Annotated in this window: 17 protein-coding genes; 16 read left to right on the top strand and 1 reads right to left on the bottom strand. The window is 64.0% G+C overall.

Annotation, left to right across the window (positions count from 1 at the left end; genetic code table 11):
- Positions 1 to 165: 165 nt before the first annotated feature.
- From FHW69_RS11690 to lpdA, 15 genes are all read left to right on the top strand, one after another.
- Positions 166 to 1212 carry a rod shape-determining protein gene (locus tag FHW69_RS11690; RefSeq protein ID WP_183423223.1) on the top strand — a complete coding sequence of 349 codons (1047 nt, stop codon included), beginning with the start codon at positions 166 to 168 and terminating at the stop codon, positions 1210 to 1212.
- 217 nt (positions 1213 to 1429) lie between these two features.
- On the top strand, positions 1430 to 2440 hold the full coding sequence (mreC, locus tag FHW69_RS11685) for a rod shape-determining protein MreC (protein WP_183423222.1): 1011 nt from the start codon (positions 1430 to 1432) through the stop codon (positions 2438 to 2440).
- On the top strand, positions 2437 to 2928 hold the full coding sequence (gene mreD, locus FHW69_RS11680) for a rod shape-determining protein MreD (RefSeq protein ID WP_183423221.1): 492 nt from the start codon (positions 2437 to 2439) through the stop codon (positions 2926 to 2928). The genes mreC and mreD overlap by 4 nt, the downstream gene beginning before the upstream one ends.
- On the top strand, positions 2925 to 4922 hold the full coding sequence (gene mrdA / locus FHW69_RS11675; RefSeq protein WP_183423220.1) for a penicillin-binding protein 2: 1998 nt from the start codon (positions 2925 to 2927) through the stop codon (positions 4920 to 4922). Before mreD ends, mrdA begins: the two co-directional genes overlap by 4 nt.
- A complete protein-coding gene (gene rodA / locus FHW69_RS11670; RefSeq protein WP_183423219.1) occupies positions 4919 to 6034 on the top strand; it encodes a rod shape-determining protein RodA in 1116 nt (371 codons plus the stop codon). The genes mrdA and rodA overlap by 4 nt, the downstream gene beginning before the upstream one ends.
- A 131-nt stretch (positions 6035 to 6165) precedes the next feature.
- The gene (gene mltB / locus FHW69_RS11665; protein WP_255494777.1) at positions 6166 to 7131 is read left to right on the top strand and encodes a lytic murein transglycosylase B; all 966 of its coding nucleotides are present in this window, start codon (positions 6166 to 6168) and stop codon (positions 7129 to 7131) included.
- On the top strand, positions 7128 to 8303 hold the full coding sequence (locus FHW69_RS11660) for a septal ring lytic transglycosylase RlpA family protein (protein WP_183423217.1): 1176 nt from the start codon (positions 7128 to 7130) through the stop codon (positions 8301 to 8303). The genes mltB and FHW69_RS11660 overlap by 4 nt, the downstream gene beginning before the upstream one ends.
- A 65-nt stretch (positions 8304 to 8368) precedes the next feature.
- A complete protein-coding gene (locus tag FHW69_RS11655) occupies positions 8369 to 9586 on the top strand; it encodes a D-alanyl-D-alanine carboxypeptidase family protein (protein ID WP_183423216.1) in 1218 nt (405 codons plus the stop codon).
- A gap of 14 nt (positions 9587 to 9600) precedes the next feature.
- Positions 9601 to 9891 (top strand): DUF493 family protein, encoded by a 291-nt coding sequence (locus FHW69_RS11650; RefSeq protein ID WP_183423215.1) that lies wholly within the window; start codon positions 9601 to 9603, stop codon positions 9889 to 9891.
- A gap of 118 nt (positions 9892 to 10009) precedes the next feature.
- On the top strand, positions 10010 to 10678 hold the full coding sequence (gene lipB / locus FHW69_RS11645) for a lipoyl(octanoyl) transferase LipB (RefSeq protein ID WP_183423214.1): 669 nt from the start codon (positions 10010 to 10012) through the stop codon (positions 10676 to 10678).
- Between the two features lie 14 nt (positions 10679 to 10692).
- Positions 10693 to 11691 carry a lipoyl synthase gene (gene lipA, locus FHW69_RS11640; protein ID WP_183423213.1) on the top strand — a complete coding sequence of 333 codons (999 nt, stop codon included), beginning with the start codon at positions 10693 to 10695 and terminating at the stop codon, positions 11689 to 11691.
- Positions 11692 to 11714: 23 nt separating this feature from the next.
- The gene (locus FHW69_RS11635; protein WP_183423212.1) at positions 11715 to 13979 is read left to right on the top strand and encodes a carboxy terminal-processing peptidase; all 2265 of its coding nucleotides are present in this window, start codon (positions 11715 to 11717) and stop codon (positions 13977 to 13979) included.
- Between the two features lie 129 nt (positions 13980 to 14108).
- Positions 14109 to 14987: a mechanosensitive ion channel domain-containing protein gene (locus FHW69_RS11630; RefSeq protein WP_183423211.1), complete on the top strand. Its 879-nt coding sequence runs from the start codon at positions 14109 to 14111 to the stop codon at positions 14985 to 14987.
- Between the two features lie 132 nt (positions 14988 to 15119).
- The gene (gene aceF / locus FHW69_RS11625) at positions 15120 to 16781 is read left to right on the top strand and encodes a dihydrolipoyllysine-residue acetyltransferase (RefSeq protein WP_183423210.1); all 1662 of its coding nucleotides are present in this window, start codon (positions 15120 to 15122) and stop codon (positions 16779 to 16781) included.
- 12 nt (positions 16782 to 16793) lie between these two features.
- On the top strand, positions 16794 to 18590 hold the full coding sequence (gene lpdA, locus FHW69_RS11620) for a dihydrolipoyl dehydrogenase (protein ID WP_183423209.1): 1797 nt from the start codon (positions 16794 to 16796) through the stop codon (positions 18588 to 18590).
- A 122-nt stretch (positions 18591 to 18712) separates the two neighbouring features.
- On the opposite strand, the gene FHW69_RS11615 is transcribed toward lpdA, so the two are convergent.
- The gene (locus FHW69_RS11615) at positions 18713 to 19180 is read right to left on the bottom strand and encodes a transposase (protein ID WP_255494776.1); all 468 of its coding nucleotides are present in this window, start codon (positions 19178 to 19180) and stop codon (positions 18713 to 18715) included.
- A gap of 170 nt (positions 19181 to 19350) precedes the next feature.
- On the opposite strand from FHW69_RS11615, the gene FHW69_RS11610 reads away from it, so the two are divergent.
- Positions 19351 to 20694 carry an amino acid permease gene (locus FHW69_RS11610; protein WP_183423208.1) on the top strand — a complete coding sequence of 448 codons (1344 nt, stop codon included), beginning with the start codon at positions 19351 to 19353 and terminating at the stop codon, positions 20692 to 20694.
- The last annotated feature ends 63 nt before the right edge of the window (positions 20695 to 20757 follow it).

Below are 20757 nucleotides of genomic sequence, written 5' to 3'. Positions count from 1 at the left end.
CGATGGCGATATCGCCTGTACGTACAGAATTACGCAAAAGCGGGAGCACATGCTCGCATCATTCAGACTTACAAGGCTTTCTTAACTTCTTCGCCCTTGCGTGGGGGAGGGGTCCAATCTAGACTGCCACGCTTACTTTTTCCCGCTATTGGCGCATGCCGCATCATGTTTAAGAAGTTTCGCGGACTCTTTTCCAACGACATTTCCATCGATCTCGGCACGGCCAATACGCTGATCTATGTGCGGGGCCAGGGGATCGTCCTTAATGAACCCTCCGTGGTCGCCATCCGCCAGGATCGCGGGCCGGGTGGTCCGCGCACGGTCGCGGCCGTGGGTGGCGACGCCAAGCGCATGCTGGGTCGTACGCCGGGCAATATCGCCACGGTGCGTCCGATGAAGGACGGCGTCATTGCCGACTTCACCATGACCGAGGCGATGCTTCAGCACTTCATCAAGCAGGTTCACCGATCTCGCATGCTGCGTCCCAGCCCGCGCGTGCTGGTCTGCGTGCCGTGCGGTTCCACCCAGGTGGAGCGCCGCGCTATCAAGGAATCGGCCGAAGGCGCAGGCGCCCGCGACGTGTTCCTGATCGAGGAACCGATGGCCGCTGCCATCGGCGCCGGCATTCCGGTGCACGAGGCGCGCGGCTCGATGGTGCTGGACATCGGTGGCGGTACCTCCGAAGTGGCAGTCATCTCGCTCAACGGCATCGTCTACTCGCAGTCGGTGCGCGTGGGCGGCGATCGCTTCGACGAGGCCATCATCAATTACGTGCGCCGTAACCACGGCACGCTGATCGGTGAGTCCACCGCCGAGCGCATCAAGCTGGAAATCGGCTGCGCCTTCCCGCAGAGCGAAGTCCGCGAGATCGAAATCTCCGGCCGCAACCTCGCTGAGGGCGTGCCGCGCATGTTCACCATCAACTCCAACGAAGTGCTGGAAGCGCTGCACGAGCCGCTGTCCGGCATCGTGGCAGCGGTCAAGGCTGCGCTGGAGCAGACGCCGCCGGAGCTTTGCTCCGACGTCGCCGAACGCGGCATCGTGCTCACCGGTGGTGGTGCGCTGCTGCGTGACCTGGATCGCCTGATCTCCGAAGAAACCGGCCTGCACGTGCAGGTGGCCGATGATCCGTTGACCTGCGTGGCCCGTGGTGGCGGCAAGGCTCTGGAAATGATCGACCAGCACGGCAGCGATTTCTTCGCGTTCGAGTAAGCGGTGCCGATGACGGGGGGCACAACGCATCCCGTCATCCTCGCCATGGCCGGCGCGCCTGCGCGCCCGGTCGTTTACGTGATACCGCGCGGGCCGTCCGGCTCGCGCTGGCCTGGATACAGAGCCTCCATGCAACGCGCGCGTTTCGCCCCGTCGTCCACCGATCCGACGTGCCGCCCTGCGGCCCGCGTCATGCTGCCGCGCGGAAGCTGATGCGATGGCGTTGAACAGGGACGAATCCTCACCGCTCTTCGCCGGCTCCGTGGCCGGAACGCTTCGACTCATTGTGTATCTGGCGCTGGCCTGTGTGTTGATGGTGCTTGACCACCGCGGCGGCTGGCTCAACAGCGTGCGCTACGGCCTGTCACTGATTGTCGAGCCGGTATACCGCATTGCGGGCCTGCCATCGCAGGGCTTCCATGCCGCCACGGTGGCCTTCGCGGATCGTCAGCGTTTGACCGAGGCCAACCAGCGCCTGCGCGAAGATCTGCTGCTGGCCAACGCCAAGCTCAACCGCATGGCCTCGGTGGCCGAGCAGAACGCCCGCCTGAAAGAGCTGCTGGACACCCAGCACAGCCTCAACCTCAACGTGCAGCTCGCCCGTCTCATTGGCGTGGACCTGGGCACGTTCCGTCATCGCATCGTCCTCAACGTGGGCGCGCGCGATCAGGTGAAGCCCGGCCAGGTGGTGATCGACGCCCGTGGCGTGATGGGGCAGGTGGTCGATGTCATGCCCACCACGTCCGTGGCGATGCTGATTACCGATCCGAATCACGCGATCCCGGTCACCGTTGAACGCACAGGCCTGCGCACCATTGCGTATGGCTCGCGCGCGGGCGACATGCTGACGTTGCCCAACATTCCGGTTTCCGCCGATGTGCGCGAGGGCGACAAGCTGGTGACCTCCGGTCTTGGCGGCCGTTTCCCGCCCGGCTTCCCGGTGGGCGAAATCCGCGAAGTGGCGCAGACGCCATCGGGCATGTTCCTGGCCGCGCAGGCGCGTCCGGCAGCAGACCTGGATCGCAGTGAAGACGTCCTGCTGTTGCACGATCTGGCAGAAGGCGCCGGGCCGCCCGCGCCGGCCACTTCGTCGGGACCGCCGGCAGATCTGGCCATGCCGCCCCAGTCTGCTGCACCCACGTTGCCGTCCGTGACCTCGCCGTCTGTCACGCCTGTGCCGGCGAACGCCACCAGTTCCAGCGCCATTGCGCCCACGGGGACACCATGAACCGTCAGCGCATCCGGCTTCTGTGGTTCGTGGCGACGCTGGTCATGTCGCTGTTCCTCATGCTCATTCCTCTTCCTGCGCCGCTGATGCCGCTGAAGCCGTACTGGCCTGCGCTCGTGCTGCTGTACTGGTGCCTGCAGTCGGGCGACCGGGTGACGCTTGGTCTCGCGTTCTGCGTGGGCGTGGGGGCGGACCTGTTCGATGGCGTGCTTCTCGGCGAGCAGGCCCTGCGGCTCACCGCCATGGTGTTCATCGCGCTGCGCTTTCGCTCGCGCTTGCGCTTTTTCCCCATGTGGCAGCAATCGCTGGCCGTGCTGGGATTCCTGCTGAACGACCGTGTGCTCCTGCTGCTTGTGCGCGTGCTGGGTGGCGATGCGCTGCCGCCTGCTGAATACTGGATTTCGCCGTTCGTGGGCGCGGCGCTCTGGCCGTTCCTGTTCCTCATTCTTGATGACCTTCGGGCGCGCCTGCGCATCCACGAGGCATGAGCACGCGTCGCGCCTCCATCAAGGAAATCCGCGGCGAGGTGGCCCTGTTCCGCCGTCGCGCGTTGACCGGCTTCGCTTTGATCCTGCTCGGACTGGGGGCGTTGATCGGACGTTACGTCTACCTGCAGGTGCTGCATCACGACGAGTTCGCGGCGCGCTCTGAGCAGAACCGCGTGAAGCCCCGCGCCATTCCGCCTGCGCGTGGCCTGATCTACGATCGCAACGGGGTGCTGCTGGCAGACAACGTCCCGGCCTTTCGGCTCGAAGTCACGCCGGAGCAGGTCAAGGACATGGACGACATGCTCGGTCGCCTCAGCGCGGTCGTGCCCATCAGCGATGACGACATCGCCACGTTCAAGAAGCAGGTCAAGGGCAGCCGCCGTTTCGATGGCGTGCCGCTGAAGCTGAAGCTCACTGAAGACGAAATTGGCCGCTTTGCGGTGAACCGCTGGCGTTTCCCCGGTGTGGACGTGGTGCCTTATCTCACCCGGCGCTACCCGCAGGGCGCCGTGATGGCGCACGTGGTCGGCTACGTCAGCCGCATTGATGCGGATGACCTCACGCGTCTGGACGAGTCACGCTACAAGGGCACCACGCACGTCGGCCGCATCGGCGTGGAGCGTTACTACGAAGACCTGCTGCACGGCACGCCGGGCTACGAGCTGGTGGAAGTCAATGCGGACGGCCGTACCCAGGCCGTGCTGGATACCACCGCACCGACGCCGGGCAAGAACATCTACCTCAGCATCGACATGCGTCTGCAGAAGGTGGCGCAGGAGGCATTCGCTGGCCGTTCCGGTGCGGCGGTAGCCATTGATCCGCGCAACGGCCAGGTGCTGGCGTTTGTCAGCGTGCCCGACTACGACCCCAACCTGTTCGTCAACGGCATCAGCCACGCCGACTACACGGCGCTGACCACGGCGCCGGACAAGCCGCTATACAACCGCGCGCTGCGCGGCGTGTACCCACCGGGTTCCACCGTGAAGCCATTCATTGCGCTGGGCGGCCTCGAACTCGGCTTGCGCCGCCCGTCCGATACCGTGCTTTCCACCGGTGAGTTCTGCATTCCGGGGCAATCGCGCTGCTATCGCGACGATTTGCGGGGCGGCAACGGCGTGGTCAATCTCGTGCGTGCCATCGAGAAGTCGACCAATACGTATTTCTACAAGCTCGCGCTGGACATGGGCATTGACCGCTTCAGCGCGTGGATGAGCAAGTTCGGCTTCGGCGCCAAAACCGGCATTGACCTGGTCGGCGAAGTGGAAGGCATTCTTCCGTCGCGCGAATGGAAGGCCGGCCGCAGCAAGGCGGGCTGGTTCCCCGGTGAAACCATCATTGCGGGCATCGGCCAGGGCTACTGGGCCGTCACGCCGTTGCAGCTGGCACACGCCACCGCCACGTTCGCCGGCAAGGGCATTCCTTATACGCCGCATCTGCTGCTGGACACCCAGGACGGCGTGGACAGTCCGCGCGTGGCGCAGCCGTTTCCAGCGGGCGAGTCGGTCATTCGCAAGTCGGCTGACTGGGATGCGGTGGATGAAGGCATGATCGCCGTGATCAACGGCACGGGTACCGGCATAGGCCTGGGCAAGGGATTCCCGTACATCATCGCGGGCAAGAGCGGCACGGCCGAGCGCTTCTCGCGTACCACCAACGCATACAACGAAAACAAGAATCTGGCCTATCTGGCCACGCGTCACCGTGCGCTGTTCATTGCCTACACCCCGGCGGAAGATCCGCGCATCGCGGTAGCGGTGGTGCTGGAAGCCGGTGCATGGGGTGCGAAGGACTCCGGCCCCATCGCGCGAAAAATTCTCGACGAATGGGTCGTGGACAACGGCGGCGAGCGCCCGACCCCGCCGGGCGCGGTGGACGTCGTGACCAGCGACGCCGTGCCGGAGCCCGAACGCGAACCGGCCCCGACCAGCTCTGCACCGCCGCCGCCCGCTGATGCACCAGTGGACGACGGAACGCCCAACGGAGACACGCCATGATTGCCTCGATTCCCGCGCGCCTGCGCCGGTTCGGCCTGCGTCTCCTGAAGCGGCCGCGCCTGGACCTGCCGTTGCTGCTGGCGCTGTTCATCCTGGGCTGCGTCGGCCTGGCCACGCTGTACAGCGCGGGCAACGGCAACATGGCGCTGGTGGGCGGGCAGGCCGCGCGCTTCGTGCTGGGCGGCATCCTGCTGGCCGTGATTTCGCGTATCCCACCGCCTGTGCTGCGCTCGTGGACGCCGTGGCTCTACGCGGGAAGCACCGCATTGCTCGTGGTGGTGGCCGTCCTCGGTGAGGGGCGCGGCTCTTATCGCTGGCTGGACGTGGGTTTCATGCGCTTTCAGCCGTCCGAGCTTCTGAAACTGACCATGCCGATGATGGTGGCCTGGTATCTGCATCCGCGTCAGCTGCCCCCGCGCTGGAAAGACATCATCGTGGTCGGCCTGCTGATCGCGGTGCCGGCCGGTCTCATCGCCGAGCAGCCCGACCTTGGCACCGCGTTGCTGGTCACGGGCGCAGGCGCGTTCGCGCTGTTCCTCTCCGGCATGGCATGGTGGCGCATTGGCGCCCTGGTCGGTGCGGTGGCAGCCGTGATTCCCGTGGCGTGGAATTTCCTCCACGAGTATCAGCGCAACCGCGTGCGTACCCTGCTTGATCCGGAATCCGATCCGCTTGGCAATGGCTGGCACATCATTCAGTCGAAGATCGCCGTCGGCTCAGGCGGCGCGTTCGGGAAGGGCTGGGGGCAGGGCACCCAGTCGCGTCTGGAGTTCCTGCCCGAGCACACCACCGACTTCATCTTCGCCGTGTTCTCCGAAGAATTCGGACTGGTGGGCGTGTGTGCCATCGTGTTGCTGTACTCGTTCATCATCGGCCGCTGCCTGTGGATCGCGATGAACGCGCGCGACACGTACTCGCGCCTTCTGGCGGGTGCCATCGGCATGAGCTTTTTCGTATACGTGGTCGTCAACGGCGGCATGGTGGCGGGCATGTTGCCGGTGGTGGGCGTACCCATGCCACTGGTCAGTTATGGCGGCACGTCGGCGGTCTCGTTGCTGGTAGGGTTTGGCGTACTGATGTCCATTCACGCGAATCGAAAGCTGCACGAGTAATGCCTGAACGGCGCCATGAATCGGGCAGGGCGCGGGCGATATCGCGTGCTACGCTTCAGGACATGGATGATGTAATGAAAGCGCGCAGCGCACGCCCCGCCACGAACCGGATTCGCCGCCTTGCCGGCGCGATGTTCGTCCTCCCGTTCCTCGTTGCCACCGCCCATGCAGAAACGCATCCGGGCGAAGCGCAACTGGTCAGGGAGGTGGCGAAGGAGACGGGCAAGAGCCCGGCACAACTTACCGCCATTCTGGATGCCGCAAAGAAACAGCAGAGCATTCTGGATGCGATCAGCCGTCCGGCGGAAGGCAAGCCGTGGAAAGACTACCGGCCCATTTTCCTCACCGAGCAGCGCATCGCTGCCGGCGCCGATTTTTACCGCGAACATCGTGCCCTGCTCGATGGCATCGGCAAGAAATATGGCGTGCCGCCCGAATACATCGTGGCCATCGTGGGCGTGGAAACGTTCTACGGCCGCAACACGGGCAAGTACAAAGTCATCGATGCCCTGACCACGCTGGCGTTCTATTACCCCAAGCGCGCGCCGTTCTTCCGCGAACAGCTCAAGGCGCTGCTGATCCTGCCTGACAACCACCTGGGCGGTCCCATCGACACCCTGACCGGATCGTACGCCGGCGCGCAGGGTTGGGGTCAGTTCATGCCTTCAAGCATCCGCGACTTCGGTGTGGATGGCGATCACGATGGCCGCATCGACATGAAGGGCTCCATGCCCGACATCTTCGAAAGCGTTGCCAATTATTTCGCGAAACACGGCTGGGAAGCCGGTGGCCCGGTCGCCGCACGTGCGCAGCCGGACTCCCGCGCTGTGCCGCCCGCCGTTCCCAAGGACTACCGCCCCACCGCTTCGGTGGAGCACTACATGGCTGAAGGCTACGCGCCCGTGCAACACCTGGAGCCCGGCCGTGATGCAGCGCTGGTGCGCCTGGATGGCCCCGGTGGTGATGAGTACTGGTTCACCTTCCAGAATTTCTACGTCATCACTACCTATAACCGCAGCCCGCTATACGCCATGGCGGTGGATCAACTTGCGCAGGCTATCCGTCAGCGCACGCAGGGAGCAGGCAGCGGCAGATGAGTTCACGGGGCGCGCAGAAGGCGGGGGCGCCAACACCACGGTTCGGCCGAATCGCCGCGCTGCTGTTGCTCTGTGCGCTGGTTGCGCTGATCGCCGGTTGTGGTGGCTCGAAAAACAAGCGTCCGTCGCGGGGCTCATCCAGTGCCAGTGCGTCAAAATATCCGCGTGGCTCCGGGCGCAATGACGACATCCGCAAGTCGCAGGGTTCGCGCTACAGCGTGGACAACGACAGCGTGCCCACCGAGATTCCAGACGTCAGCAAGCTGCCCGAGCCCGTGCCGAAGGTGGAGCCGCGCGCGCTGTACGGCAACAAGTCACCCTACAGCGTACTGGGCAAGAGCTACAACGTGCTGCCGTCGCCGAACGGCTATGTGGAGCGCGGCATCGCCTCGTTCTACGGCAACAAGTTCCACGGTTACAAAACCTCCAGCCTGGAGGAATACGACATGTATCAGTTCTCGGCGGCGCACAAGACCTTGCCGCTGCCGAGTTACGCCCGTGTCACCAATCTGGAAAACGGTCGCAGCGTCATCGTCCGCATCAACGACCGTGGTCCGTTCCACGAGAACCGCATCATCGACCTGTCGTTCGCGGCTGCCGTAAAACTGGGCGTATGGCCCAAAGGTACCGGGCTGGTCGAGGTGCGCGCCATTGATCCGGAACATCCGGAAGAAAGCGGTCCTGCGCCGCTTCTGACCACGCCGCCGCCGCGCAGTGCGCCGGTTGCTGCGCCTGTGGTGGTGGCTGCCCGGCCGCCGACGACCGTCGTGCCCGCAGGGAATCCCGCCGTGCAGACGCTGCCGACACGATCAGTGCCTGCGCCCGCATCGCCTGCGCCGGTCACGGTTGCCAGTAGCTCCTCCGAACTGTTGCCGCCGCTGCCCACGCGGCTTCCGTCTTCCGCCGTGCCCGCTGGCACGCCGGTGATTGAGCCGAAACCCTCTATTTATCTGCAGGTTGGCGCGTTTTCCGATCTGGCGAACGCGTCCCGCGTGGCCGATCAGTTGAACCGTGCCGGCCTCGGTCCTGTCAGTGTCGTGGAGGCCAGCATCAATGGCCGAAGCGTACGTCGCGTCCGTGTCGGCCCGCTGGCCGACGTGGATACCGCTGACCGGGTGACCGACCAGATCGCGGGCATGGGACTGCCCAGACCGCAGGTCGCGGTAGACTGACCCGCTTTGAGCGGCCCCAAAGAGCCGCAAGACTTTTAGCCTTAACCCTTGGATTGCCGAAAACCATGAAGCTTATGCCCCGCTCTCTCTTCGCTTTCGCTGCGGTCGCGCTGATCGCTGGCGTTACCGTCGCGCAGACGCCGCCCCGCCCGACCGTACCGCGCCCTGTGGTGCCGGAAGCGCCGGTGCCGCCGCCGCCGGACGTCGAGGGCAAGAGCTGGGTGCTCATGGACTACAACACCGGGCAGATCCTGGCCTCGAAAGAGCCGGACCTTCAGCTCGAACCCGCCTCGATCACCAAGGTGATGACCGACTACGTCGTGTCGGCCGAAGTGGCCAATGGCAAGGTCCACATGACCGATCCGGTCAACATCAGCGAAAACGCCTGGCGCGGCGGCGGTGCGGGCACCGACGGTTCCACCAGCTTCCTCAAGCTGAACAGCCAGGTGCCGCTGAAGGACCTGCTGTACGGCATGATCATCCAGTCCGGCAACGATGCCGCCATCGCGCTGGCCGAACACACCGCAGGCTCCGAGCCGGCGTTCGCCAACCTGATGAATGCCTACGCCAAGCAGCTGGGCATGACGCACAGCCAGTTCCAGAACGCTTCCGGCTACCCGGTCGCCAACCACTACACCACCGCCCGCGACATCGCGGTGCTGTCGCGTGCACTGATCCACGACTTCCCCGAGGACTACGCGATTTCCGCGGTCAAGGAATTCGAGTGGAACGGCATCAAGCAGCACAACCGTAACCTCCTGTTGTGGCGCGATCAGACGGTCGATGGCATCAAGACGGGTCACACAGCCGCTGCCGGCTACTGCCTGGCTGCTTCGGCGAAGCAGGGCGACGCCCGCATGATCGCCATCATCATGGGTGCCAGCAGCGAGAAAGGTCGTGCTGATGCGGCGCTGGCGCTGATGAACTACGGTTTCCGCTTCTACGAAAGCCACAAGCTGTACGAAGCCAACAAGCCGCTGGCCACGCCCAAGCTGTGGAAGGGTGCTGAAAACACCGTGGCCCTTGGAGTGGCAGAAGACGCGATGGTCTCGGTCAAGCGCGGCGACTACGACAAGCTGAAAGCCAATCTCGATATTCCGGCTACCCTGATCGCCCCCTTCAAGAAGGGCCAGCAGATCGGCACGCTGCGCGTTACCCTTGATGGACAGCCGGTGCTCACCGCACCGCTGGTGGCGCTGAACGACGCGCCTGAAGGCGGTTTCTTCTCCCGTCTTTGGGACACGATCATGCTGTGGTTCCACAGCGATGGTGACAAAAAGTAAGAGGGCCTTCAGCCATGCAGCACATTGACCTGCACGCGATCAAACGTCCGGACCAGGGTTTTCAGTTCCCGGGCGAGTTTGAGATCACCGCCATCGGCTTTGCCGACAAGGGCCTGGATGCCCGGGTGCCGGAGATTCTGGCCAGCATTGGCCTGACGGTGCTGCACGAAACGCTTTCGACCAAGAAAACCCCGGCTGGCAACTACCAGTCGGTAACCGTCAGCTTTGTCGCGCCAACGCGCGAGAAGTACGACGAAGCACACGCGGCCCTGAAGGCTGACGAAAATATCCGCTTCACCCTTTGAAGCGTGGCGAGCCCCCTGGCCTGCGGGTCAGGGGAGCTCCGCCCCCGTCTTTTGCCACTTGTTTCGCCTCCGGCGCGCCCGCAAATTCTCCCGTTGAGCCCCCATCCAGGCCATCCCCATGTCCTTACCTCTCAACGTGCGCCGGCTCGGCCGCGTTCCCTACGAGCCCATCTGGAAGGCGATGAGCGCCTTCACCGACAACCGTACCGACGACACTGTCGATGAGATATGGCTGCTGGAGCACGACCCGGTGTTCACCCAGGGACAGGCGGGCAAGGCCGAACACGTGCTGGCGCCGGGAGACATCCCGGTGGTTCAGGTGGATCGGGGAGGGCAGGTTACCTACCACGGCCCCGGCCAGATCGTGGCCTATCCGCTGATTGACCTGCGCCGCGTTGGTGTGGGCGCACGGCAGCTCGTCTGCCGCATCGAGCAATCGATCATCGACACCATGGCCGAGTGGAACATCGTGGCTGAGCGGGTCGAAGGCGCCCCTGGCGTCTACGTGGCCGGGGCCAAGGTCGCGGCGCTTGGCCTGCGCATCCGGCGCGGCTGCAGCTTCCATGGGCTGGCCTTCAACGTGAACATGGACCTTGAGCCGTATCACCGCATCAACCCCTGCGGCTACAAGGGTTTGGAAGTCACTCAGGTGCTAGACTTGGGTGGTCCGTCGCGACTGGCGGACGTGGAAGACGTTCTGGTGGAGCAATTTTGCCGCCAGTTTGGCTTCGACGCCGTGCCGGCCGCTCCCACTCTTCCCGAACTCCCGGCCCGCATCGCGGTCTGAGAGTGGTAGACGTCATGAGCCAAACCACCACATCCCCCTCCCGCTCCATCCCTATCGCCGTGGTCGACAAGCCGGGCGAGAAGATGCTGGGCAACGATAAAATCGGCCTGAACCGCGCGAATTTCGACACCACGGTGCCGACGCTGCGCAAGCCGAGCTGGATTCGCGTGCGCCTTCCGCAGGGCAACGCCGTGCAGCAGCTGAAATCGCGGCTGCGCGAAAACTCGCTGGTCACGGTCTGCGAGGAAGCCTCCTGCCCGAACATCCACGAGTGCTTCAGCAAGGGCACGGCCACCTTCATGATCCTGGGCGAGGTGTGCACCCGTCGCTGCTCGTTCTGCGACGTGGCCCATGGTCGTCCGCAGCCGCCCGATCCGCTGGAGCCGGCGCGCCTTGCCGAAACCATCCGCGACATGCGCCTGAAGTACGTGGTCATCACCTCGGTGGACCGCGACGATCTGCGCGACGGTGGTGCCGAGCATTTCGCCTCGTGCATCCGCGCGGTGCGTCACGCCAGCCCCAACATCCGCATTGAGATCCTGACGCCCGATTTCCGGGGCAAGGGTCGCATGGAGCGTGCGCTGGAAGTCATGAAGGACTTCCCGCCGGACGTGTTCAACCACAACCTTGAAACCGTGCCGCACCTTTATCGCGAAGTGCGTCCGGGCGCCGATTACCAGTGGTCGCTTGACCTGCTGAAGCGCTTCAAGGCGCAGCACCCCGATGTTCCGACGAAGTCCGGCATCATGCTGGGCCTTGGCGAAACCTTCGAGCAGGTGCTGGAAACGATGCGGGATCTACGCGCCCATGACGTGGACATGATCACCATCGGACAGTACCTGCAACCCACGGCGCATCACCATCCGGTGATTCGTTACTGGACGCCGGACGAATTCGAGACGCTTCGTGTTGCTGGTGAAGAGATGGGCTTCGGCCACGTCGCTTCCGGGCCGCTGGTGCGTTCTTCCTACCATGCCGACCTGATGGCTCACGCCGCCGGCGTCGTCGAATAAAGCGCTTTCGAGGCCCATCCCGTATGACCTTTCGCCCCGCGTTAGCCCTTCTTCTGGCTCTCTCCGCCATGGGCGTTCACGCCCAGAGCGCACCGGACGCGTCGCAAGCGGCGACCTCCCCGGAGCCGGGGCGCAAGGAATCGACGCTTCCGCTGAAGCCCACAGCGGCCGAAGCGCAGGCTGCGCAGCTGTCGGCGCGTTTTCTCACGCGCTTCCACTATCAGGCGCAGCCGCTCGACGATGCGATGTCGGCCAAGATCTACAAGGCCTACTTCGACGCGCTGGACAGCGAAAAAGTCTTCTTCACCCAGGCTGACATGGCCAAGTTCGAGCCGCTGAAAACGCAGTTCGACGATGCCATCTGGAACCAGGACCTCTCCGGCCCGTTCTCGGTATTCAACCTGTATGTCGAGCGCGCCGTCGACCGCATGAACTATGCGCGCGGCCTGCTGGCCAAGGGCTTTGATTTCAGCGGCAACGAAAGCTACAACTTCGACCGCAAGAAGGCCCCGTGGCCGAAAGATCAGGCCGAACTCGACGACGTGTGGCGCAAGCGCACGATGAACGACTGGCTGCGCCTGAAGCTTGCCGGCAAGTCTGATGACGACATCCGCAAGACGCTGGACAAGCGCTACGCCAACTACGTCAGCCGCGTGCGCCAGCTCGACAACGAGGATGCCACCCAGGCGTTCATGACGGCCTACGCGGAGTCCACCGATCCGCATACCGACTACCTTGGTCCCCGCGCGGCAGACAGCTTCGATATCGCCATGCGCCTGTCGCTGGAAGGCATCGGTGCCGTTCTGCAGGCCCGTGACGACTACACCCAGGTGCGCGAACTCGTTCCCGGTGGTCCGGCTGCCAAGTCCAACAAGATCAAGCCGGGCGACCGTATCGTGGCGATCGGGCAGGGCGAAAGCGGCCCGATGGTCGATGTCGTCGGCTGGCGCCAGGACGACGTGGTCAAGCTGATTCGCGGCAAGAAAGACACCACCGTTCGCCTCGAAATCCTTCCGGCCGACGTGGGCCTCGATGGCAAGCACGAGTTCGTCGCGCTTGTCCGCAAGAAGGTCACGATGGAAGAACAGGCGGCCAAGAAGAAGGTCATCGACGTCAAGGACGGCGATGTCACCCGCAAGATCGGTGTCATTTCCCTTCCGACGTTCTACCAGGACTTCGCCGCGCACCGTGCCGGTGATCCCAACTTCAAGAGCGCCACGCGCGACGTTGCCAGGCTCCTGACCCAGCTCAAGGCCGACAAGGTCGACGGCGTGGTCATCGACCTGCGCAACAACGGCGGCGGTTCGCTCAACGAAGCCACCGAGCTCACCGGTCTGTTCATCGACACCGGCCCCGTGGTCCAGGTGCGTGATGCCCGTGGCCAGGTGGACGCGCAGGGCGACGACGTGCCGGGCATGGCGTGGGATGGTCCGATGGCCGTTCTGGTCAATCGCGGTTCCGCGTCGGCATCGGAAATCTTCGCGGCCGCCATCCAGGATTACGGCCGCGGCCTCATCATTGGCGAGCCCACCTTCGGCAAGGGCACCGTGCAGAACCTGGTGGACCTCGACCGTTTCGGCCGTGGTGCCAGCGAGAAGGCTCAGTACGGCGAGCTCAAGATGACCATTGCGGAGTTCATCCGCATCAATGGCGACAGCACGCAGTTGCGTGGCGTCACCCCGGACATCGCGTTCCCGAAGAATGGCGACGACAAGGACTTCGGCGAATCCACCTACGACAACGCGCTGCCGTGGCGTCACATTGATCCGGCCGAGTACAAGCCGGTTGCTGACCTCAAGCCGCTGATTGCGCCGCTCACCCAGAAGCACGAAGCCCGCACGGCGAACTCGCCCGCGTGGAAGCTGATGCTGGACGAGCTGGCTCAGTACAAGAAGCTGCGTGACAAGACGGACGTGTCGCTGAACTTCGCCGCACGTCAGGCAGAGCGTAAGCAGTACGACGCGTTGCAGACCGACTTCCGCAATCGTCGCAAGGCGATCTTCGGTGGTGACGGTTCGGACAGCACCGCTGACGACAACTCCGGCGACGATGGCCTGAACCCGAACGAGCGCAGCCTGAAGTCGGAACTGAAGTCCGAAGATGCTGCCAAGAAAGCCAAGGACACGCCGCTGGACGAAGCCGCCCACATCGTGGGTGACGAAGTCGGCATGCTGAAGGCCGACAGCAAGCTCGCCGCGACCGTGCTGCCGTACGGCGGCAAGAAGATCGACATGGCGCAGCCGCAGACCGCGCAGGTTCCGGCAACACCGGCCGCCACGCCGCACTGACGGCTGGCTGCATTACCGCATGATCGAAAGGCCGGACCCTGAAAAGTCCGGCCTTTTGCGATTTCAGCCCACTCATCATTCACCCCTGCGCTGATACCCTCCCCGGCGATCTCCACCGAAGGGCAGCCCATGAACGACTTCTTCGACTCGATCGGATTCGAGCACTTCACGCAGAACCTGTCGCACTACGGCATCAAGATCGGCCTGGCGCTGCTGGTCGTCGTGGTGGGCTTCTGGCTGGCGGCGCGCATATCCAACGTCGGTCGCCGTGCGCTTGAGCGCGCCAGTGTCGACGTCACGCTGGCGCTGTTTCTGCGCAACGTTATTTACGGCGTGCTCATCGCGCTGCTGATCGTGCAGGCGATGGGCGTCGCGGGCATTCCTACCGCACCGTTTGTGGCGGCTCTGGGTGCGGCGGGGCTGGCCATCGGCCTGGCCCTCAACGGCTCGCTGTCCAACCTGGCCTGGGGCGTGCTGCTCATCCTGTTCCGCCCTTTTCGCGTGGGCGATTACGTGCTGGTCGGTGGTGTGGAAGGCACGGTGCAGAGCGTGAATCTCATGCACACCTATCTGGTCATGGGCGACAACCGTGAGGCCGTGGTGCCCAACGCCAAGGTGGGCGGTGACGCCATCATCAACTTCAACCGTCGCGGTACCCGCCGATTCGAGATCAAGGTGGGCATCGGCTACGGCGATGACATTGGCAAGGCCATGGAGACCGTCCGCGAGTTGTTTGCCGCCGACCCCCGCATCCTGAACGACCCGGCTCCTGGCGTCTGGACCGAAGCCCTGGGCGACAGCAGCGTGAACCTGGTGATCCGCGGCTGGACCAAGGTCGCAGACATGTGGGAGACCCAGACCAGCCTTCTGCGCAAGGTAAAAGAGCGCTTCGACGCGGCCGGCATCACCATTCCCTATCCGCAAAGCGAAATCCGCGTAGTAAGCCAGCCGGCCCCCGCCGAGTCGGCCACGAACCCGCTTGTGCCGTCGCCGCCAGCCGCGAAATGAGGCAAACGAGCGTTTAAACCGTGGGAAATGGGTAAACAGGGATTATGATTAGAGGGTTGCGCCGCTACGACGGCGCCCTCTTTCCCCCGCAGACGGGTTCGTCAGCCCGTCCGTGCAGTTCCTGGAGGTTCCATGGCCGACGTCAAAGAAGCACTTGTTCCCGATATCGGCGGCTCCGCCGTTCCCGTGATCGAAATCATGGTGAAGGTCGGCGACCGCGTCGAGAAAGACCAGAGTCTTGTCACCCTCGAATCTGACAAAGCCACGATGGAAGTGCCGGCCCCGTTTGCCGGCGTCATCAAGGAACTGAAGGTCAAGATCGGCGACGAAGTCAACGAAGGCGCAGTCATCGCGCTGGTGGAAGCTGACGCCGCTGAAGCCCCGAAGGCCGCTGCACCCGCACCCGCACCCGCACCCGCGCCCGCCGCTCCGGCTCCCGCCGCCCCGGCCCCGGTTCCTGCCAAGGCCGCTTCGGGTGGAACGAAAGAAGTGCGCGTGCCCGACATCGGTACCAGCGCCGTGCCCGTCATTGAGATCCTGGTCAAAGTGGGCGACACCGTCACCAAGGACCAGAGCCTGATGACGCTGGAGTCGGACAAGGCCACGATGGAAATCCCGGCACCGTTCGCGGGCACCATCAAGGAGCTGAAGGTCAAGATTGGCGATGAAGTGTCCCAGGATGCCGTCATCGCCCTGATCGACGCCGAGGGCGATGCCGCACCTGCTCCGGCGGCTGCTCCTGCCGTGCCCGCTGCTGCTCCGGCCGAAACGCCCAGGCGCGTGGAAGCGGCGGCTCCTGCGCCGGCCAAATCCGCTGATGCTGGCGGCCCGCGCACGCCGCCGGTGTCCTTCGATGCCAGCGTCATCATGCCCGGCCAGGCACCGTATGCCAGCCCGGCTGTCCGCGCATTTGCGCGCGAGCTGGGCGTCGACGTGGCGCAGGTCAAGGGCAGTGGCCGTGGTGGACGCATCCAGCGCGAAGACGTCGCCGGCTGGGTGAAGCACGCACTTGCCTCGGGCGCCCGTCCGGCTGAAGGCGGCCTTGTCGCGGCAGGCGGCGGCTTGAATCTGCTGCCGTGGCCGAAGGTCGACTTCTCGAAATTTGGCGAGATCGAAGAAAAGCCGCTGTCGCGCATCCAGAAGATTTCCGGCGCCAACCTGGCGCGCAACTGGGCGATGATTCCGCACGTCACGCAGCACGAAGACGCGGACATCACCGAGCTGGAAGCCTTCCGCAAGAAGCTGGGTGAAGAAAACAAGGACATGAAGATCACCCCGCTGGTCTTCCAGATCAAGGCAGTGGTCGCTGCGCTGAAGAAATTCCCGCAGTTCAACTCGTCGCTGGATGTCACGGGCGAGAAGCTCACGCTCAAGAAGTATTTCCACATCGGTATCGCCGTGGATACGCCGGACGGCCTCGTCGTTCCCGTCATCCGCGATGCCGACAAGAAGGGCCTGCTCGAACTCGCCGCTGAACTGGGCGAAATCTCGAAGAAGGCACGTGACAAAAAGCTCACCGCCAACGACATGTCCGGTGGCTGCTTCTCGATTTCCTCGCTCGGTGGCATCGGCGGCACGGCGTTCACGCCCATCGTCAATGCGCCTGAAGTGGCCATCCTCGGCGTCTCCAAGGCGCAGATGAAGCCCGTGTGGAATGGCAAGGAATTTGCCCCGCGCCTGATGCTTCCGCTGTCGCTGTCCTATGACCATCGCGTCATCGACGGTGCGCTTGCTGCACGCTTTGCCGTGTTCCTCGCCAACCAGCTCGGCGACATCCGCCGCCTGCTGCTCTGACCGGAGGCCACCATGGCAAACATCATTGAACTGAAAGTCCCCGATCTGGGCGGTTCGCACGACGTGCCGGTCATCGAAATCCTGGTCAAGCCCGGTGACACCGTCATCAAGGAACAGAGCCTCATCACGCTCGAATCCGACAAGGCCACCATGGATATTCCGGCCAGCCAGGGCGGCACCATCGTCGACATCAAGATCAAGCTTGGCGACGAAGTGAACGAAGGCACCGTCATCGCCACGATCGAAGTGGCCGCGGCTGTCGACACCGGCAAGCCTGTGGGCGAAAAGGTTGTGGGTCAGGCAACGACGGCGGCAGCTGCTGCGCCCATTGCGGCGGCACCTGCACCGGCACCGGCCGTTACGGCTCCGAAGGCGGCTGGCGCATCGGGTCGCACCGCAGACATCGAGTGCGAGCTCGTGGTGCTGGGTTCGGGTCCGGGCGGCTATACGGCTGCTTTCCGTGGCGCGGACATCGGCATGGACGTCGTGCTGATCGAGCGCTACGAATCGCTGGGCGGCGTGTGCCTCAATGTGGGCTGCATTCCGTCCAAGGCGCTGCTGCATGCGTCGGCCGTCATCGAAGAAGCCGAGGCCATTGCCGCGCACGGCATCACCTTCGGCAAGCCGCAGATCGACCTGGACAAGCTGCGTGACTTCAAGACGAAGGTCGTGGGCAAGCTCACCGGCGGTCTGGCCAGCATGGCCAAGCAGCGCAAAGTGCGCACCGTCACCGGCGTGGGCATGTTCATTTCGCCCCATGAAATCGAAGTCACCACGAAAGACGGCGTGAAGCTCGTCCGCTTCCAGAAAGCCATCATCGCGGCAGGTTCGCAGTCGGTGAAGCTGCCGTCGTTTCCGTGGGACGATGATCGGGTCATCGATTCCACCGGCGCGCTGGAACTGCGCGACGTTCCCAAGAAGCTGCTGGTAGTCGGCGGCGGCATCATCGGTCTGGAAATGGCCACGGTTTACGCGTCGCTTGGCGCCGAAGTCACTGTGGTCGAGCTGGCCGATCAGCTGATGCCGGGTGCCGACATCGACCTGGTGAAGCCGTTGCAGGCGCGTATCGCCAAGCGTTACAAGGGCATCCACCTGAAGACGAAGGTTGTCGCTGCCAAGGCTGAGAAGCAGGGCATCGTCATCACGTTTGAAGGCGAGAGCATTCCGGAAACCACCGTGTTCGACCGCGTTCTCGTTTCCGTGGGCCGTTCGCCCAATGGCAACAAGGTCGGTGCGGACAAGGCGGGCGTGGAAGTGACCGATCGCGGCTTCATTCCGGTCGACAAACAGATGCGCACCAACGTGCCGCATATCTTCGCCATCGGCGATCTGGTGGGTCAGCCCATGCTGGCGCACAAGGCCACGCATGAGGCCAAGGTTGCTGCGGAAGCTGCGCATGGTGAGAAGAGTTTCTTCGACGCACGCGTCATTCCGTCGGTGGCATACACCGATCCGGAAATCGCATGGGTCGGCGTCACCGAGCGCGAAGCGAAAGAGAAGGGCCTGAAGGTCGGCGTGGGCAAATTCCCGTGGGCAGCCTCCGGCCGCGCCATCGGCATTGATCGCACCGAAGGCTTCACCAAGCTCATCTTCGACGAAGAGACCCACCGCATCGTGGGTGCAGGCATCGTCGGCGTGCACGCAGGTGACCTCATCAGCGAACTGGCCCTCGCCATCGAGATGGGCGCAGAAGCCGGCGACATCGGCCGCACCGTTCACCCCCACCCCACGCTCGGCGAATCCGTCGGCATGGCGGCGGAAGTGTACGAAGGCACGATCACCGACCTGTACATCCCGAAGAAGAAATAGCCCCGGCCGCCGCCTTGTGGGATCGAGCTTGCTCGCAATGAACAACCCACAAGGCGGCAGGCAGCCGAGACGGACGCCTCAGTGGGAGCGGGCCTGCTCGCGATATTCCTGCCCACACATCCTCAAGCGCCTCCTCCGACCCAGACGGCATCCCAGTAGGGATAGTCTCCGATCCGGTCAACGAGTCCAGCCCTGACTGGATGGCCCACCAGATATCTTGCGGCCGTCCGAAGGTTGTCCTCAGCTCGCAAAGTCCTCTCATCAAACCCCTGCTGCCACACAGGATATTTCCTGCCGGATGCACGCAAGGCGACAGTCACTTTCGATTTGAACCGAGCCACTGTCCGGGACAGATCTCCTTGATCCAGTTGGATCAAACCGTGCCAGTGATCCGGCATGACGACCCATGCAAGACAGGTGGCGTCAGGCCACGTGGATGACGCGTGGGAGAGGCGAGCTACCGTACGCGCGGCTCCACACTGGGCAAACAGATGGGCTCGCCCCCAGGTGAATGCCGTGACCAGGCAGATTCGCCCCGCCTGTGAGGCGCGGCCTTTTCTGAGAGCGTTCGATGCAGGTGCAGAGGGCATCCGGTGACGATGCTTTGATTCCGCGAAGCGGGCGATCAGCGGCGCAAGCTCGCGGAGGAAAGCGGTGAGGGGCCTGCTGCGTAGGATCGCGAGCAAGCTCGCTTCCACAGCACGTTCATACTCCTCGCAAGCCACTCCAATCCAGCGCCCACGTGTGGCATCGTTAGGCCATGCCTAATGCACCCGCATCACAGCATTACCTTCGTCGCCTCGGCTTGTGGGATGCCGCGGCCATCGTGATCGGCGGTGTCATCGGCGCGGGCATTTTCCGCACGCCGGCTACCGTGGCGGAACGCACGAGCTCCGGAGGCGCGTTGCTGGCGCTCTGGGTCGTGGGCGGATTGCTCACTCTTTGCGGCGTGCTCTGTTATGCGGAGTTGGGTGCCCGACGCCCGCAGGCGGGCGGAACTTACGTCTATCTGCGAGAGGCTTTCGGACAGCTGCCCGCTTTCCTCTTCGGCTGGACGATGGCGCTCATCAACTATCCCGGCAGCGTCGCGGCCGTGGCCACCACGTTCGCAGACTACGCCTGCGCCGCCATCGGCCTGCCTGTCCTGTGGGTGAAGCCGCTTGCGGTGGGCGCCATCGTCTTCATCGTCACCGTGAATCTGTTCGGCATCCGGGCTGGCGCACTGGTGCAAAACCTGTTCACGGTGCTGAAGCTCGGCGCCGTTGCCTTGCTGATTGTCGTCGGCCTTGTCATTGCGCAGGGTCACTATGGCGTGGCATTCGCTCCCGACACCACGCATGTGCCCGCAGGCTCATTCGTTGGCGCTTTGCTTCCCGTGCTGTTCGCCTACGGCGGCTTCCACTATCTGAACGATCTGGCTGGCGAAGTCCGCGATCCACAACGCACGCTCCCGCGCGCGCTCGGACTGGGCATGGCGACCGTGGTCGTCTGCTACGTGCTGGTCAACTTCGCCTACCTCGCGGGTCTCGGGCATGCGGGATTGGCGGCAAGTACCGCGCCCGCTGCCGAACTGATGCGCCGCATGTTTGGCCCGCACGGCGCGACAGTTATCGCTGTCGGCATCGCTTGCTCCACATTCGGCTATTGCAGCATTGCCATCGCAGGCGGTGCCCGCGTGTTGCAGGTGATGAGTGCTGACGGCATGTTCTTCCGCCCCATTGCGCGCATCGAACCGCGCACCCGTGCACCTCAGTTTGCATTGGCTGCGCTGGGCATCTGGGCCATTTTCCTCATCCTGTCGGGTAGCTTCGGTGCCTTGCTGGACTACACGACTGTAGGCGAATGGCTGGCCCACGCATTCGGCATCGCCACCATCTTCTGGTACCGGCGCAAGCTGAAAAGCGAACCCTCTCCCTACCTTGTGCCGTTGTATCCGGTATTGCCGATGATCTTCGTGGTCACCGTGCTCGGGGTGATCCTGGCAACGGCCATCAACGATCCCCGCAATGCCGGCATGAGCCTGCTCATCATCGCGCTGGGCGTACCGGTCTTCTACCTGTGGCGTCATCGTCTGACTCGATCACCAGACAACGACGGGGTGTGATGGGAGGCGTGTCGACCGACATTCCAAGCACTCGACCGACCGCGCCACGCGGCAGCCGATCAA

It is taken from the genome of Luteibacter sp. Sphag1AF (assembly GCF_014192715.1).
In the GTDB taxonomy this organism is placed as follows: Bacteria; Pseudomonadota; Gammaproteobacteria; order Xanthomonadales; family Rhodanobacteraceae; genus Luteibacter.
This window is presented reverse-complemented; position numbering and strand designations above follow the sequence as displayed.

Excerpts from the sequence above, each read along its gene's own strand:
- FHW69_RS11690 (WP_183423223.1), top strand. The coding sequence starts at position 166 with ATGTTTAAGAAGTTTCGCGGACTCTTTTCCAACGACATTTCCATCGAT.
- mreC (WP_183423222.1), top strand. The coding sequence starts at position 1,430 with ATGGCGTTGAACAGGGACGAATCCTCACCGCTCTTCGCCGGCTCCGTG.
- mreD (WP_183423221.1), top strand. The coding sequence starts at position 2,437 with ATGAACCGTCAGCGCATCCGGCTTCTGTGGTTCGTGGCGACGCTGGTC.
- mrdA (WP_183423220.1), top strand. The coding sequence starts at position 2,925 with ATGAGCACGCGTCGCGCCTCCATCAAGGAAATCCGCGGCGAGGTGGCC.
- rodA (WP_183423219.1), top strand. The coding sequence starts at position 4,919 with ATGATTGCCTCGATTCCCGCGCGCCTGCGCCGGTTCGGCCTGCGTCTC.
- mltB (WP_255494777.1), top strand. The coding sequence starts at position 6,166 with ATGTTCGTCCTCCCGTTCCTCGTTGCCACCGCCCATGCAGAAACGCAT.
- FHW69_RS11660 (WP_183423217.1), top strand. The coding sequence starts at position 7,128 with ATGAGTTCACGGGGCGCGCAGAAGGCGGGGGCGCCAACACCACGGTTC.
- FHW69_RS11655 (WP_183423216.1), top strand. The coding sequence starts at position 8,369 with ATGAAGCTTATGCCCCGCTCTCTCTTCGCTTTCGCTGCGGTCGCGCTG.
- FHW69_RS11650 (WP_183423215.1), top strand. The coding sequence starts at position 9,601 with ATGCAGCACATTGACCTGCACGCGATCAAACGTCCGGACCAGGGTTTT.
- lipB (WP_183423214.1), top strand. The coding sequence starts at position 10,010 with ATGTCCTTACCTCTCAACGTGCGCCGGCTCGGCCGCGTTCCCTACGAG.
- lipA (WP_183423213.1), top strand. The coding sequence starts at position 10,693 with ATGAGCCAAACCACCACATCCCCCTCCCGCTCCATCCCTATCGCCGTG.
- FHW69_RS11635 (WP_183423212.1), top strand. The coding sequence starts at position 11,715 with ATGACCTTTCGCCCCGCGTTAGCCCTTCTTCTGGCTCTCTCCGCCATG.
- FHW69_RS11630 (WP_183423211.1), top strand. The coding sequence starts at position 14,109 with ATGAACGACTTCTTCGACTCGATCGGATTCGAGCACTTCACGCAGAAC.
- aceF (WP_183423210.1), top strand. The coding sequence starts at position 15,120 with ATGGCCGACGTCAAAGAAGCACTTGTTCCCGATATCGGCGGCTCCGCC.
- lpdA (WP_183423209.1), top strand. The coding sequence starts at position 16,794 with ATGGCAAACATCATTGAACTGAAAGTCCCCGATCTGGGCGGTTCGCAC.
- FHW69_RS11615 (WP_255494776.1), bottom strand. The coding sequence starts at position 19,180 with ATGCCCTCTGCACCTGCATCGAACGCTCTCAGAAAAGGCCGCGCCTCA.
- FHW69_RS11610 (WP_183423208.1), top strand. The coding sequence starts at position 19,351 with ATGCCTAATGCACCCGCATCACAGCATTACCTTCGTCGCCTCGGCTTG.